The organism is Nocardioides islandensis, from assembly GCF_015352455.1.
GTDB lineage: Bacteria > Actinomycetota > Actinomycetes > Propionibacteriales > Nocardioidaceae > Nocardioides > Nocardioides islandensis.
The window spans coordinates 224,175-239,421 of the sequence record NZ_JADKPN010000005.1; the positions used below are offsets into that span (position 1 = coordinate 224,175).

Genomic DNA, 15,247 nt, shown 5'->3' on the forward strand with positions numbered 1-15,247 from the left:
CGAGCGTCAGACCACCTCGCCCGGAGCGGCCTTGCGGATGACGAGCCGGGTCCACGAGCCGACGTAGATGCGGTCGTCGGCGCCGACCTCGTGCTTCACGCCGACGTCGATGGGCTTCTTGGGCAGCGGGTCCACGGCGCCGGCGACGAAGGTGCCGTTGGAGGAGCCGAGGTCCTCCACCCACCAGCGGGTGCCGTCGGTGGTCAGCTGGGCGTGCCGGCGGCTGACGCCGTTGTCGGCGCCGCAGTCGACGTCAGGGTGGATGTCGCGGGACTTGGACTCGCGCCCGATGAGCAACGAGGTGTTGCGCAGGGGCACGACGGTCGGCGGTCCGGCCGAGGGCAGCGGGTCGGGGCTGGACTGCTCGGCGTACCACTGCGGGTCGATCCAGAGCTCCGCCACCCAGGTGTCGTCGAGCGGCGGGGAGACGTTCCCCGGAGCCGCGTCCGGGGTGGAGGCATGCTCGCCCTTGCGCGGCATGGTCCCGGTGGTGAAGTCGTAGCCGCAGGCCTCGCAGAACAGGGCGTCGGCGGCGTTCGCGGTGCCGCAGTTCGGGCACTCCTGACCTGACGGCGCTGACGGGGTCGAATCCGAGGCAGGCGCAGCGGCGTCCGGATCGAGCACCGGTACGGCGACCGTGTCGCCGGGCGAGCCGGCCGCGGCCCCGCCGGTCGGCATGGCTGCGCCGCAGACGTCGCAGTAGTCGGTCGCCTGGCTGTCGTGGCCGTTCGGGCACTTCACTGCTTGCGCACCCGGGTCGTCTTGGTGGAAGCGGTGTCGAGGGCCATCTCGTCGGCCTTCTCCACCGTCTTCTTCAACCGCACGGTGCCGGCGTCCTCGTCCTCGACGTCGACGACCTTGCGCAGCTTGGAGGTGGCCTCCTCGTTGCCGGTCTCCTTCGCGAGCTGGACGGCGCGGCCGAGCTTGGTGGTGGCGAGCTCCTCGTTGCCGGCGGCCTTGGCGGCCAGGCCCTCCTGGATCGCCTGCGCCAGCTCGGTCTGCCCGGTGTAGTGCGCGACCTGCGGGTCGATCCGCGTGGTCTGCTCGGAGTCGTCGGACCACTTGGCCTTCACCAGGCCCTGGGTCTTCACCTCGTCGCCGATGGCGAGCTGCACGCGGGCGGCGAGCTGCTCCTGCCCGACGGCCTTCGCGGCGAGGCGGACTGCGACGTGGTAGTCGCGCGACTCGTCCGACCAGGCGCCGGTCGGGTAGTCGCCGGTGAGGTCGTTGACGACCGTGCGCCGGTTGGTGAGGTCCTCCACGGTCGGCGAGACCTGCCGCACGAAGAGGATCTGGGCCCCTTGGGGCGTCCAGACGCGCAGGTTCGCGCTGGCCACGCCGCGCGACATCGACTGGCGCATCATCGCCTCGAACTCGGCGGCCATCTGCTCGGGCGACGGGATGATGTCGACGGTGCCGAGCAGGGCCTGGGCGATGCGGCGGATCTCCTCGACCTTCCAGTCGACACCGACGCCGCGGCAGTCGCACTGGTAGAAGCCGGTGGCGCGGGCGATGGCTTCGTCCAGCACGGGACCGGGCTCGTTGTTCTCGCCGTCGGTGAGCAGGATCGCGTGCCGCTGCACGACCTCGGGCACGGAGGTGAACAGCACGCCGGCCATGTCCAGCCACGTCGAGATCTCCGTACCTCCCCCGGACCGGAGCCGGGAGATCGCCTCGGCCGCCTCCCGCCGCGTGCCGTCGTCCATCGGCACCATGGCCGGGCCGGACTGCACGAGCGGGTAGGCCAGGAAGGCCGCGCCGTTGCCGGAGATCACGGCGAAGTACGTGCCGTCCACGATCTCGGCCAGCGCGGCCTGGGCGGCCTCCTTGGCCGCGGCCATCGCGGACTGACCCATCGAGCCGGACGTGTCGATGATGATGATCTCGCCCGCGGCGCCGGAGCCGGTCTGACCGGCGGTGCCGGCGCCCGAGCAGTCGATGGTCACGATCGCGTGCACGTCGGTCCCGCCGTCGGGCAGGAACTCGTTCTGGTACACGGTCGCGGTGAAGTCAGCCATCGGTCTCCCCTGTGGTCGGAGCAGCATTCTTACCTACGTCGGTCGCCCCGTTGGTCGAGGAAGGCGCGCTAGCGCCTGTCACGAGACCCTCGACGGGCTGAGCCGCGCCGCCGACGCGCGCGAGGGTCGCGGTGATGTTGTCCTGCCCGCCGGCCGCGTTGGCGAACGCGACGAGATGCGTCGCGATGGCGTGCGGGTCGGTCGAACCGGCGGCGGCGATCTGGGCAGCGAGGGCGGCCGGCTCCGAGGCGTAGTTCCACAGGCCGTCGGAGCAGGCGAGCAGCCAGCCCGGCCCGGTCACGTCGACCTTGCCGACGCGCGGGGTGATGTCGGGGCTGTCGCGGCCGAGCCACTTGGTGATCGAGTGCGCCTGCTTGGAGGCCTCGGCCTCGGCCCGCGGCGTACCCCCGGCGATCAGCACCTGAGCCATCGAGTCGTCGATCGTGAGCATCCGGCCGTTGCCGGCGTCCGGCAGCAGGTACACGCGAGAGTCACCGATCCCGGCGTAGTGGACGACGGACCCGTCGGCGATGGCCGCGACGAACGTGCACGACGGCGGGTTGCGCACGTCGTCGGGGGCGGTGTCGAGCACGGCCTGGTTGGCGGCGGCTGCGGCGTCGGTGAACAGCTTGCCCACCGCGGCGGCAACGCTCTCCGGGACGCCGAGGCCCTTCGGCAGCGGCGGCCGGAGCACCTCGAGGGCGGCCTTGGCCGCGGCCAGCGAGGCGATGTCGGAGTCGTCGGAGTTGGACACGCCGTCACAGACCACCAGCACCGCGCGCTCGCCGTCGGCCAGCAGCGCCATGGCGTCCTCGTTGCGGGCGTGCCGGATCCCGCGGTCGCAGACACCGGCGACCCAGTCCGCGGGCTTCTCCTCGAAGTGGTCGCGCGGGCTCGGGGCCTTGGTGCCGCACTGGGTGCAGTACCCGTCCTCGCCGACCACGCCACCGCACTCCAGGCACGGCGCACGCTCGGCCGGCGCCGTCTCCGCCGTGCGTCCGCCGGGTCCCACGGTCACCGCGCTGATCGGGCTGACGTCGTCGAGCGGGTTCTTCTCCGTGTCCAACGCCGCCGGCACGGCAGCGGCGGCCGGGTCGCCCACCGGCTGGCCGCAGGCTTCGCAGAACGCGTCGCCGGGGTCGAGCAGGGCTCCGCAGTGCGGGCACTTCTGGGTGGGGGGAGGTGTCGCCGGGGCCTCGGTCACGTGAGCGTCCAGTTCCGCACGGCGTTGGCGCGCCCGACCATGAGCACCTGCGTGTCGCGGTCCTGGGCCTCGCGCGCCAGCACCCGATAGCTGGCCTCCAACCCGTTCCGCAACGAGGGCTCCTTGGCCTCGTAGCTGCCGATCCGCACGGTTCCCGGTCCTTTCCTGGTGACCACTTCCAGCGCCTTCCCGAGGATCTTGGTGGTGAGCTTCGCTCGCTGGTACGGCTCAAGACTCGCACCCTCGACGCTGCTCATCGCGGCGCTCAGCCGCATCAGGTCGTCGCCGGCCCCGCGCAGCAGCACCTCCGCGCGCAGCTCGCGCGACTCGCCGTACCCGCGGCTGGTCGGCGGCACCAGGTCCAGCGCTTGCACGGCTCCGTCGGTGTCACCCGTGGCCGCGCGGATCCGGGCCACTCCGAACGCCGACGGGGCGACGTACGCCGCGTCGGTCTCGGCACAGGTCGTGTAGAAGCCCTCGGCGACCTCGCGACGGCCGCCGTTCTCGCACGCGAGGGCCAGCGCCAGCTTGGGCGCGAGCTCGCCCGGCACCTGGTGGTAGACGGCGTTGAACGACGACGCGGCATCGTCCCACTTCTCCTGCTGGAGGGCGGCCAGCCCGGACACCCACAGCGCGCGCCACTCCCACGGGTCGGCCTGCAGCAGCAGCCCGGACTCGCGCACCGCGAGGTCCGGCTTCTCGGCCTCCAGCGCGGCGCGGGCCCGCCACAGCCGCACCTCCGCGCTCTCCTCCGGCACCTTCTCGAGCTGCTCGAGCCGGCGGCTCGCGGTCGCCGGCGCGAGGGCGGACAGGAAGGCGTACTGGCTGTCGGAGGTGTCCGCGCGCAGGGCGGGCAGCTGGGACCAGTCGAGCCGGACCGTCGTGACCGCCGGGGTCTCGAACAGCTGCGAGGCCGCCGACGTGAGCGCCGTACCTGCCCGCTTCTCCGCGACCACCTCGCGCAGCACGCCGAGCATCTGCACGCGCAGCTCGTCGGCGGACTGGAACCGGTCCGCCGGGTCGGTGGCACAGCACTTGGAGACCAGGGCGTAGAGCGAGTCGTGCTCCTGGAAGAGCGGCGTCGACTCCGGGTCGGGGAGCGAGGAGAGGTACGTCGACTGGTAGCCCTTGAACTCCATGCAGAGCACCACCAGGGTGCGGCCGATCGTGTAGATGTCCGACGCGACGCTCGGCCCGGCGGTCGCCACCTCGGGCGCCTGGTAGCCGACCGTGCCGTAGATCGCCGAGTCCTGGTCGTCGACGTGCCGGACGCCGCCGAGGTCGATCAACTTCAACGCGTCGCCGACCTGGATCAGGTTGTCGGGCTTGAAGTCGCAGTAGATGAGGCCGAGGTCGTGGAGGTACTGGAACGCCGGGAGGATCTCGAGGATGAAGGCCAGCGCCTGGTCGACCGGCAGCGGGTCGTACGTGCCGCCGTTCGCCCGCATCCGCTCCTTGAGCAGCTGCTTGAGCGACGTGCCGCCGACGTACTCCATGACGATGTAGCCGGCGTTGTCGTGGGTGACGAAGTTGTAGATCTCGACGATCAGCGGGTGCTCGACCTGCGCGAGGAACCGCTGCTCGGCGATGGCCGCGGCGAGCGCGTCGGCGTCGCCGGAGTTGAGCAGGCCCTTGAGCACCACCCAGCGGTCGGAGACGTTCTTGTCGCGGGCGAGGTAGATCCAGCCGAGGCCGCCGTGGGCCAGGCAGCCCGCCACTTCGTACTGCCCGGCGACCAGGTCGCCCGCCTTGAGCTTCGGGGTGAACGAGAACGCCTGGCCGCAGGACGGGCAGAACCCCTCGCTCCGTCCGGGACGACCGTCCTTGCTGCGCCCGACCGGGCCGCCGCACTTGGCGCAGGTGCGCTTGTCCTCCGCGACCTCCGGGTTCTTCATGATGACCTTGGAGGCGTCCACGAGCGGGACCGGCGGGATCGTGGTCAGGCCGGCGCCGAGGCGAGCGGAGCGCAACCGCTGGGACCCGGTCCGGATGCGATGCGTGGCACCCGAGCCGGCGGCCCGCTGGGACCCGATCGCCGCCGACTCCAGCCGGAACGACCCGGTCTGCGAGCCGGCTCCCTCGCTCACCGGGGTCTCCACGACGGGGGCTGCGCCGGCGGGAGTGCCGCAGACGTCGCAGTACCCGTCGACGATCGTCCCCGTGCAGCCCGGCTGCCGGCACTTCGATCCGTCGTTGGTCGAGGAAGGCGCGCTAGCGCCTGTCACGAGGCCCGGTGACGCGGAGGAGACGGCCGTCCCGTCGGCGGGCGCCATGCCGCAGACGTCGCAGTACCCGTCGACGATGGTCCCGGTGCACCCGGGTTGCTGGCACTTCACCGTCTGGCCTCCTTGGGAATACGGGTGGTCGCATAGGTCAGCCAGGCGTCGTAGGCGTCGACGAGCGCCTGGGCCACGCCCACCGGGCAGGGCTGTCGGGTGAGCACCTCGCGGGCACTCGCCTCGGCAGCGGCGAGGTCGCGGTCGCTCGCGAGCCCCTGCGCGGAGGCCTTGAGCGTCAGCGCGTCGAGGCGGTTCGTGAGGTCGTCGTGGGCGGCGAGGGCCGCGGCGTACGACGCGTGGGCGAGGTTCATCGCGTCGGCGACGCGGCCGAGGCGGGAGCGGTACGCCGCCAGCTCCGACGGCGAGTCCGGCACCGGGCCGAGGGCGTCGACGTCCGGGACGGCGTACTTGGGGGCCGGGTCGACCGCCTCGACGCAGCGCGCCGCGAGCTGGTGGAGCGCGGCCTCGCGAGCGATCAGGTCGTCGCGCAGCTCGGCGGCAGCGGCGGCGCGGTCGCGGGTGTCACGGCGCTCGGCGCCGCCGACGATCAGGTCCCGCTCGAACTTGGCCGCGTCGATCTCCAGCGGCCCGAGCAGCCCACCGACGTCACCGCCGCGCTGGACGCGCTCGGTCACGTCCTTGATCCGGGCGGCCAGCTCGTCCCAGGTGTGCTGGGCCGCCGGGCGGCTGGTGTCCGGCTCCAGCGCGACCTGGTCGCGGAGCCGCTCGAGCGCGGCGCGCAGGTCGCGCACGCGGGCGGCGTTCTCGTCGGCGGCCGGGTCGAGGGAAAGCCGCTGGCGCAGCTGCCCGGCCAGGGCGTCGGACAGCCGGCAGGCCTCGGGCAGCGAGACGGCCAGCGCTCCGGCTGTAGCGGCGCCCGAGCCGCCCGCCTTGGCCAGCGCGGCCGGGTCGAGCGTCGCGTCCAGGCGTCCCCAGATCAGCGTGGCCAGCCGCTCGCGGTCCGCCTGAAGCACGCGGCCGCCGTCCCAGACCGCGAGCAGCAGCTGCTGCCGGTCCGAGACGGCCTTCCAGAGCGCCATCGAGAGCGTCATGTCGCTGGACAGCTCGTCCTTGCGCGGGCTGGCCAGCGCGGCCGCGTCCAGCTCGTCGAGCTCGTCCTTGCGGGACCTCACCCACGCGTCGAGCTCGCCCAGGTACGTCTGCATGGGCATCACCTCGACGGCCTCACCCAGCTTCCCCGGCGCCACCGGCGCGTGGACCGGACTCACGGGTGCCTGCCTTCGCGGGCCGAGTTGCGCCCCCGACACGCGCGAGTTGCGCCTCCGACACAGGCGAGTTGCGCCTCCGGCACGTGCGAGTTGCGCCTGCGGCACGTACGAGGAGTGCGGGAGGCGCAACTCGACGGTCCCGGGAGCGCAACTCGACCTTCACGGAGGCGCAACTCGGCGGTCACGGAGGCGCAACTCGGCCGTCCCGGAGGCGCAACTCGGCGGCGGAGGGGGGTCACGGGGTGCGTCCGTACTGGGGCTGCGGCTGGCCGGCGGACTTGCCGAGGGTGGGCTGGAGCCAGTGGGCGTACGACGCGTCCCAGGCGCCGTCGGAGCGCATCCCTTCGAGGACGCCGTTCACGAACCGCACCATGTCGACGTCGTCCGGCGGGATGCCGATGCCGTAGGGCTCCTGGGTGAACGGGTCCTCGTCCAGCACGACGGCGTACGGGTCCTGCGACGCCAGGCCGGCGAGCACGGTGTCGTCGCCGGTGATCGCGTCGACCTGGCCCTCCTGGAGCAGCACCAGGCAGCCGGTGTGGTTGTCGGAGCCGACCGGGATCGCGTCGGGGGCGAGGCGGATGAGGTTGTCCATGCTGGACGTACCGAGCGGGGCGCAGACCTTGTGGCCGGCCAGGCTGCTGAGCCCGGTGATGTCGGAGCCCTTGCGCACCAGGATCTTCTGGCCGGACTCGTAGTACTCGGCGGAGAACGCGATCTGCTTCCACCGGTCGCAGGTGATCGACATGTTGCGGGCGACGATGTCGACCTCGTGGTTCTGCAGCACCGGGATGCGGTCCGCGGCGGTGATGACGCGCAGCTGGTACTTCGTCTCGTCGCCGAAGATCGCCTTCGCGATCTGCCGCACGATGTCGATGTCGAAGCCCTCGATCTGGCCGCTCACCGGGTTGCGCGCACCCAGCAGGTAGGTGTCCGCGGAGACGCCGGCGATCAGCCGGCCGCGCTGGCGGATGGTGGCCATCGTCGAGCCGCCAGGGATGGCCAGCGGGTCGGCCGTCGGCGCGTAGGACTGGAGCTTGTTCGTGCAGTCCTGCGCCGCGGGCGCCGCTCCCCCGGTGATCTCCGGGGCCGCGGGCGGGGCGGGTACGGGGGTGTCCTCGACCCCGCAGGCCGACAGCCCGACGACGAGGAGGAGTACGGCGAGGCGCGACCTCCTGTTCATGCGTACTCCTTCAGACGCTGGTTGACGCCCACCGCGGCGAACGCCGCCCCGGCCAATCCGGCGAGCACGGCCAGCACGGCCAGCACCAGCAGCACCGAGTTGCCGTTGGAGAGCGTGTCGGTGGTGATCGTGCCGGACTGGCTCACGGAGTCCTGCAGCCGGGCGTCGAAGTCGGCGAACGACTCCGAGGGGGACCCGGGGTCCGCACTCGTCGCCAGCGCGACCGCCTGGTCCCACTGCCCACCGGCGTCGAGGTCGACGATCTGCTGGTGCTGGGACTCGTAGGTCTGCCACGACCCCGCCAGCCCGGACAGGCCGGGCTCGAGCAGCGCGTTGTCGACGACGGCGGCCGCCGCTGTCCACGCGTCCTCGAACGCCTGTCCGGAGCCGCGCGCGATCAGCCGCAGGCTCTCGTTGGCCTTGGCGTCGTTGGCGGCCGTGCGCGCCGTCGCCCCGTCCACGACCGACTCGAACGAGCCGTTGCTGAGCTCGTCGTTCTGCTGCTGCTGACCGTTGGTCACGAACGTCGCGACCAGCCCGACCGCGGCGAGGGCCGCCACGGCGAGCACCAGCCCGGTGTTGAACCGTCGCCGGAAGTGCCGGGAGATCCAGCGGTTGACCAGGAACAGCACCAGCACCGCCAGGGCCGCGGGCAGGAAGACGTAGACCGGGTTGTGGGCGCCCATCGCGTCCCGCGCGCGGGCTGAGTTGGCGAGCACGAGCTGGTCGACGATCGGCAGCGCGGTCGACCGCAGCTCGGCGCTGGCCTTGCGCAGATAGGCCCCGCCGACCGGCAGCCCCTGCCGGTTGTTGGCCCGCGCCAGCTCCATGTCACCGGCGTAGTCGAGCACCGCGCTGCTCAGCGCGTTCAGCGCGGCCTGATCCGCCGGCTGGGCCTTGGCCGCGTCGGTGATCGAGCGGACGGTGCTGTCGATGGCGTCGTCGTACGCCGCCCGCTGCTCGGCCGGCTCGAGGCCACCGATCAGGAACGCGTTCGTGGCCAGCGCGTCCGCCCGCAGCAGGCTCGTCTTGATGCCCTGCACGCGGATCAGCTGCTGGGTGTCGGCGGCCGCGGTGCGGTTGGCGTTCCACGACAGCATCAGCTGGAGCGCGGTGAGGGCGCCGAACACCAGGCACACCACGACGGCCACCATGCGCAGCCGGTTGAGGGTGACCGGGATGGCCTTGGCCTGACGGCGCGCGGCGTCGTCCTCGCGGCCCGAGCCGAGGGTGCTGCCGCGCCCCTGCGGGACCGGTCCGGTCGCGGGCGTCGGGGCGGGCGTGCCGACCACGGCCTGCTGCTGGCCCTTCTGCTGGCCCTTCTGCTGGCCCTTCTGTTGGGGAGCCGGCGCCCCCTGGGCGGCCTGGGTCATGAGGTGGCCTCCTCGGCGGGCGGGTCGGCGGGCGGGTCGGCGGGCGGGTCGGCGGGCGGGTCGGCGGGCGGGTCGGCGGGCGGGGGCGGCACCGGCGTGTCCGGGTCGATCACGAGCGGCCCGTCGGCCGGCCCGTTGACGACCTCCTCGACCGAGTCGTCGACGGCGGTGTAGACGAGGTCCTCGGGCTCCAGCGTGCGCAGCTGCTCGACCGTCGGCTGCTCGACGTCTCGCAGCCGCCACGCGTGCTGGCCCACCGCGGCCTCGAGCACGTTGCGGGCGTACCTCCCGTTGCCGAACGTCGGCCCGCGACGGATGCCGTGCAGCATCTCCCGGAACCGCTTCTCGACCTCGTCGGTCACGTCGTAGTCGGCCGCGGTCGCGAGCACCCTGAAGATGCCGACCAGCTCGTCGTCGGTGTAGTCGGCGAACTCGATCGTGGTGCGGAACCGGCTGGCCAGTCCGGGGTTCTGCGCGATGAAGAAGGCCATCGGGGCGGGGTACCCGGCCACGATCACCACCAGGTCGTCGCGACGGTCCTCCATCTCCTTCACGAGGGTGTCGACGGCCTCTGTGCCGTACTGGTCGCCGGCGAGGCTGTAGGCCTCGTCGATGAACAGCACGCCGCCGACGGCCGACTTCACGACGTCGGCCGTCTTCATCGCCGTCTGGCCGAGGTACCCCGCCACCAGCTCGGAGCGGTCCACCTCGACCAGCTGCCCCTTGGTGAGCAGTCCGAGCGCCCGGTAGATCCCGGCCACCAGCCGAGCGACGGTGGTCTTGCCGGTGCCCGGGTTGCCGACGAACACCAGGTGCCGGGTGAGCGTGGGTACCTTCAGCCCGGCCGCCACGCGCTTGGCCTCGATCTTGAGCACCGCGACCTGGCGGTGGATCTCACCCTTGACCGCCTCCAGGCCGACCAGCTCGTCGAGCTCGGCCAGCAGCTCCTCGAGGGTCTTCGGCGGCGGTTCGGGCAGCTTCGGATCGGTGGGCTTCTCGGCCTCCGCTGGTGGCGCCGGAGTGGTGGGAGCCGTCGGGTCGGTCGGCGGGGCCGCCTCGGTGGGCTGGTCGGACCGGTCGGTGACTGCTGTCGTGCCGTCCTGCGTCAGGCCTCCGGACAGTCCACCCGTCATCCGGGTCAGCGCATCGCGGACGGCGTTGAGCTGGGCGGTGACCGCCTTGCCGGACTCGGTGGCGATCCGCAGCATCTCCTCCTCGGTCAGCCGCTTCCCGGGTTCGCTGAGCATGGGCGTCAGCGGGTTCCCACCGGGCCGCGACGACGGCGTGGGCGACGGACGTACGGCGGCCAGCTGGGCCGCCGCGGCGGTCGAGGCGTTGCCGACGACCTGAGGTGTCGGCGTACCGAGGGTGGCCGCGGCCGTGCAGACCTCGCTCAGTGCGGTGGCGTAGGCCAGGGCCTCGGGGCTGCGGGCGAGGGCCAGGGCGGTGAGCGAGGGCGTCGGGCCCGAGCGGAACCGGCGGCCGCGGGAGGCCGCGTCGAAGAACTCCTCGACGCTGCGGTCACCGCCGGTCTGCGCCGACCAGTCCTCCCATGCGCCGGTCGCGGGCTCGGCGACGGTCGCGGCGATCGCCTCGCCCTCGGCCCGGGCCACGTCGGGGTCGACGCCGGCGGCCGCGGCGGCCTCGCCCAGGTCCGCCAGCGCCGTCGCCAGCGAGGAGTTCTCAGCCATCGGTCACTTTCTAGAGGTCCAGGGACGAGCGGGGTGGCGGAGCCGGCTCCGTGGGGACGTCCGGTGACGCGTGCCCGAACTTCTCCTGGAGGAAACGCCCGTGGGCGATCAGGGCCTGGGCGTCCGCGCGGTTGGCGGCGTCGAGCATCTTGCCCATGGTCGAGGCGAGCAGCTCGAGCTGGTCGATGAGCACCATCAGCGCGGTCTTGCCGCCGTCGATGGGCCGGCTGTTGGCCCAGTCGCGGGGCAGGCGGAGGTACCCGCCGACGGCTTCGGGGAGGTAGTCGGTCGCGGTCGCCACCACGGCGTACGCGTCGGCGCTCCCCCACCCGAGCTGCGACAGCTTCGGCAGCGTCTCGCGGATGGTCCGGTCGACGCGGACGACGCGGGACCGCACGACGGCGGGCGCCGTTCCGTCGGCCAGCATCGCCTCGACCCGGGCCAGCGAGGCGAGGATGTCGGCCTCGGTGGGCGCGGCGGGCACGCTCGCAGGCTCGGGCGCCTTCTTGCGCGACCGACCCGTGAGCCAGGCCCAGAACCCCACGAAGCCCTACTGCCCCAGGTTGTCGAGGTCGAGCTGCCCGCTGGCCTGGCGCTGGTCCTGCTGCCGCACGCGGGCGACGTACTCCTTGGACTTCTCGACCTCGTTCTCGAGCACGCCGATCGTGGTGGCCATGGTGTCCAGCGCCTTGACCTTGAACTCGTCGATGGAGTCCATGGTCGCGTAGATGTTGGCGAACGCCGCCTGGAGCTGTTCGACGCCGATCGAGGAGGACGCCGCCTGCTCCTGGATCTGCGCGGAGTTGTCCTTGAGCATCTCCGAGGTGCGCTCGATCATCCCGGACGTCGTCGTGTTCAGCGCCGCGATCTGGTCGAGCACGAGCTTCTGGTTGCCCAGCGCCTGCGCCACGATCACGGCCGTGCGCAGCGCCGAGATGGTCGTCGTGGAGGCACGGTCGACGCCCTTGATGAGCTCGATGTTGTTCTTGATGATGATGTCGATCGCCAGGTAGCTCTGGATCGAGACCGCCAGCTGGGTCAGCAGGTCCTGGTGCTTCTGGCGGACGTAGAAGAGGACGTCCTGGTTGAGGGCCTTGGCCGTGTCGGGGTCGCCGACCTGCAGCTCGGCGATCCGGGCCGAGAGCCGGGAGTCGAGCCGCTCGGCGATGTAGATGTACTGGTTGAGCCGGCCCATCGCCGCCCAGAGGTTCGTCTTCTCCATGGTGAGCGCGACGTTGTCGCGCTGGAGCTCGTCCTGGCCGCTGCGCAGGCTGTGCAGGATGCCGTTGAGCTGCGACTGCGCGGACTGGTACCGGCGGAAGTAGTCGACGACCTTGTCGCCGAACGGGATGATCCCGAGGATCTTGCGGCTGCCGGTGAGCTGGCTGGGGTCGAGGTCCTCGACGGTACGGCGCAGCTCCAGGAGCGTCTTGCCCACCTCGGAGCCCTCGGCCAGGCCGCCCTTCTTCAGGGCCTGGACCGGCCGCTCGAGCAGCCGGTTGGAGGTCTCGGCGGCCTTGCGGATGTCGGCGTCGCCCATGGTGCGGACGTTGTCGGCCTGGGCGGAGAACTCCGGGCTCGCCGGCTGCGCGGCCGACAGCGCGGTCATGTAGTCGTCGACCTTCTGGTCCAGCGCCGGGATGGCCTCCTCCGGCACCGCCGGCGCCATCTTCGGGGCCTGGGTCTCCTGGACCTGGGCGGGTGCCTCGGGTGCGACCAGCGTGAGGGCCTGGTCCGGCGGCTCCAGCGGCTGCACCGCGGCAGCGGTGGCAGGGGTCGGTTCGGTCGTCATGCGAGTCCTCCGTGTGCGTCCCCCGCCGGCTGGCCGGGTCCTCGCGATGATCCTAGGGTGCGCTCCCACCCGTACGGGTGGGTTGGAACGGGCTCCGTTGTACCTTCCTTGACGCCGCGCCACTAAACCGGTTTAGTAAAAACCGTGTCGACTCGGAGACCCACCATCGCGGACGTGGCCCGCGCGGCCGGAGTCTCCCGGGGAGCGGTCTCCTTCGCCCTGAACGACCGCCCTGGCGTCGCCGATGCGACCCGCGACCGCATCCGGGCCGTGGCCGCCGAGCTCGGGTTCACGCCGAGCCACCGCGCGCGGGCTCTCTCCTCCTCGCGGGCACTGGCGGTGGGCCTGGTGATCGCCCGGCAGCCCGAGACGCTCAGCGCCGACCCCTTCTTCCCCGCCTTCATCGCCGGCATCGAGAAGACCCTCGCCGCGCGAGGTCAGGCCCTGCTGTTGCAGGTCGTCCCCGACCAGGAGACGGAACGTCGCAGCTACGAGAACCTGGCCGCCAGCAGCCGGGTCGACGGCGTCTTCCTCACCGACCTGCGGGTCGACGACCCCCGGCCGGACCTGCTGGAGTCGCTCGGCCTCCCGACCGTGGTGATCGCCCCGGCGCCGATCGGGTGCCGCTGGCCCGTGGTCGCCGTCGACGACCGTCCGGGCATCTCGGCCGCCGTCGAGCACCTCGTGTCCCTGGGACACGAGCGGATCGCGCACGTCGCCGGGCCGCAGGAGTTCGTCCACTCGCGCTCCCGGCAGGAGGCCTGGGCCGACGCCCTGCGCGTCGCCGGGCTCGAGGAGTCGCCGTACGTCTGGTCCGACTTCTCGCCCTCCGGAGGCGCCCGCGCCACCGAGGAGCTGCTCGACCTGCCCGAACCGCCGACCGCGATCGTGTTCGCCAACGACCTGATGGCCATCGCCGGCACCGCCGCGGCCCAGGCGCGCGGTCTGCACGTCCCCGACGACCTCTCGGTCACCGGGTTCGACGACACCGCGATCTCCGGCTACCTGCGACCGCCCCTGACGACGGTCCGCACCGACGCCGTCGCCTGGGGCAGCGCCGCTGCCGACTGCCTCCTGTCCCTGGTCAACGGCGACACGTGTCCCGATGTCCTCCTCCCACCACCCGACCTCGTCCTGCGCAGCTCCACCGCACCACCCCGCCCCACCACAGAAACGGATCACGCATGAACATGAAGAAGACGACGACCCTCGGACTCGGCCTGGCGCTCGCGTTGAGCACGGCGGCATGCGGCGGTGGGAACGGAGGCGACGGCGGATCGGAGGCGACCAGCGCCACCGGTCCGATCAAGATCTGGCTCTCGAACAACCCCGAGGAGCTCGCCTGGGGCAACAAGATGGTCGAGGCCTGGAACAAGGCGAACCCGGACCAGAAGGTGACCGCCCAGGAGATCCCCGCCGGCAAGTCGTCGGAGGAGGTCATCGGCGCGGCGATCACCGCCGGCAACGCACCCTGCCTGGTGTTCAACACCGCTCCGGCGGCCGTGCCGCAGTTCGAGAAGCAGGGCGGTCTCGTCCCGCTCGACTCGTTCGCCGACGGCAAGGAGTACATCGAGAGCCGGACCGGCGACGCGGCCACGCAGTACCAGTCGCCCGACGGGAAGTACTACCAGCTCCCGTGGAAGGCCAACCCGGTGATGATCTTCTACAACAAGGACCTGTTGAAGAAGGCCGGCGTCGACCCGGAGAACCCGCCGCTGTCGACCTATGACGAGTTCCTCGACACCAGCGACAAGATCGTGTCCAGCGGTGCCGCGCAGGCCGCGATCTGGCCGGCCCCCAGCTCGGAGTTCTACCAGTCCTGGTTCGACTTCTACCCCCTGTACGCCGCCGAGACGGGCGGCACGCAGCTCGTCGAGGACGACAAGGCCACGTTCAACTCGACCGAGGGCAAGGCCGTCGCGGACTTCTGGGCCACGATGTACGAGAAGGGCTACGCGCAGAAGGAGGCCTACAAGGCCGACTCGTTCGCCGACGGCAAGGCCGCCATGGCGATCGTCGGCCCCTGGGCCATCGCGGTCTACGGCGACAGCGTGAACTGGGGCGTCGCCCCGGTCCCGACCTCCACCGGCATCGCCCCCGAGGACACCTACACCTTCTCCGACGCCAAGAACGTCGCGATGTACTCCGCGTGCAAGGCCCAGGGCACCGCGTGGGAGGTCCTCAAGTTCGCCACCAGCGAGGAGCAGGACGGCGCGCTGCTGGAGGAGACCGGCCAGATGCCGATGCGCGAGGACGTCGCGTCGGCGTACCCCGACTACTTCAAGGCCAACCCCGAGTACCAGACCTTCGCCGACCAGGCGGCCCGGACGGTCGAGGTGCCCAACGTGACCAACAGCATCGAGATCTGGCAGGACTTCCGCGACGACTACTCGAAGGCGGTCATCTTCGGGGAGACCGACGTCGACAGTGCCCTCGCCGACGCCGCCGACAAGGTCGACGGCCTGGCCGGCCAGTGAC

General features: G+C 71.9%; 12 protein-coding genes. 2 read left to right on the plus strand and 10 right to left on the minus strand.

What is annotated here, in order from left to right:
• Window positions 1-6: 6 nt before the first annotated feature.
• The 10 genes from ISU07_RS24775 to ISU07_RS11220 form a co-directional block, all read right to left on the minus strand.
• A complete protein-coding gene (locus ISU07_RS24775; protein WP_323742553.1) occupies window positions 7-741 on the minus strand; it encodes an FHA domain-containing protein in 735 nt (244 codons plus the stop codon).
• A complete protein-coding gene (locus ISU07_RS11180) occupies window positions 738-2,018 on the minus strand; it encodes a vWA domain-containing protein (RefSeq protein WP_194706862.1) in 1,281 nt (426 codons plus the stop codon). Before ISU07_RS11180 ends, ISU07_RS24775 begins: the two co-directional genes overlap by 4 nt.
• Window positions 2,011-3,222 (minus strand): PP2C family serine/threonine-protein phosphatase, encoded by a 1,212-nt coding sequence (locus ISU07_RS11185; protein WP_194706863.1) that lies wholly within the window; start codon window positions 3,220-3,222, stop codon window positions 2,011-2,013. Before ISU07_RS11185 ends, ISU07_RS11180 begins: the two co-directional genes overlap by 8 nt.
• On the minus strand, window positions 3,219-5,558 hold the full coding sequence (locus tag ISU07_RS11190; protein ID WP_323742554.1) for a serine/threonine-protein kinase: 2,340 nt from the start codon (window positions 5,556-5,558) through the stop codon (window positions 3,219-3,221). Before ISU07_RS11190 ends, ISU07_RS11185 begins: the two co-directional genes overlap by 4 nt.
• Window positions 5,555-6,730 carry a hypothetical protein gene (locus tag ISU07_RS11195; protein WP_194706864.1) on the minus strand — a complete coding sequence of 392 codons (1,176 nt, stop codon included), beginning with the start codon at window positions 6,728-6,730 and terminating at the stop codon, window positions 5,555-5,557. Before ISU07_RS11195 ends, ISU07_RS11190 begins: the two co-directional genes overlap by 4 nt.
• Before the next feature lie 235 nt (window positions 6,731-6,965).
• Window positions 6,966-7,913, minus strand: coding sequence for a glutamate ABC transporter substrate-binding protein (locus ISU07_RS11200; RefSeq protein ID WP_194706865.1), 948 nt, complete (start codon window positions 7,911-7,913; stop codon window positions 6,966-6,968).
• On the minus strand, window positions 7,910-9,286 hold the full coding sequence (locus tag ISU07_RS11205; RefSeq protein WP_194706866.1) for a hypothetical protein: 1,377 nt from the start codon (window positions 9,284-9,286) through the stop codon (window positions 7,910-7,912). The genes ISU07_RS11200 and ISU07_RS11205 overlap by 4 nt, the downstream gene beginning before the upstream one ends.
• The gene (locus ISU07_RS11210; RefSeq protein WP_194706867.1) at window positions 9,283-10,977 is read right to left on the minus strand and encodes an AAA family ATPase; all 1,695 of its coding nucleotides are present in this window, start codon (window positions 10,975-10,977) and stop codon (window positions 9,283-9,285) included. Before ISU07_RS11210 ends, ISU07_RS11205 begins: the two co-directional genes overlap by 4 nt.
• Window positions 10,978-10,987: 10 nt before the next feature.
• Entirely contained in the window at window positions 10,988-11,461 is a 474-nt protein-coding gene (locus ISU07_RS11215; protein WP_323742555.1) for a hypothetical protein, read from the minus strand.
• A gap of 66 nt (window positions 11,462-11,527) precedes the next feature.
• Window positions 11,528-12,769: a toxic anion resistance protein gene (locus ISU07_RS11220; protein ID WP_194706869.1), complete on the minus strand. Its 1,242-nt coding sequence runs from the start codon at window positions 12,767-12,769 to the stop codon at window positions 11,528-11,530.
• Between the two features lie 174 nt (window positions 12,770-12,943).
• Here ISU07_RS11220 and ISU07_RS11225 point away from each other — a divergent pair, with 174 nt between their 5' ends.
• Both ISU07_RS11225 and ISU07_RS11230 read left to right on the plus strand, forming a co-directional pair.
• Entirely contained in the window at window positions 12,944-13,957 is a 1,014-nt protein-coding gene (locus ISU07_RS11225; RefSeq protein WP_323742556.1) for a LacI family DNA-binding transcriptional regulator, read from the plus strand.
• Entirely contained in the window at window positions 13,954-15,246 is a 1,293-nt protein-coding gene (locus ISU07_RS11230; RefSeq protein WP_228521679.1) for an extracellular solute-binding protein, read from the plus strand. The genes ISU07_RS11225 and ISU07_RS11230 overlap by 4 nt, the downstream gene beginning before the upstream one ends.
• The last annotated feature ends 1 nt before the right edge of the window (window position 15,247 follow it).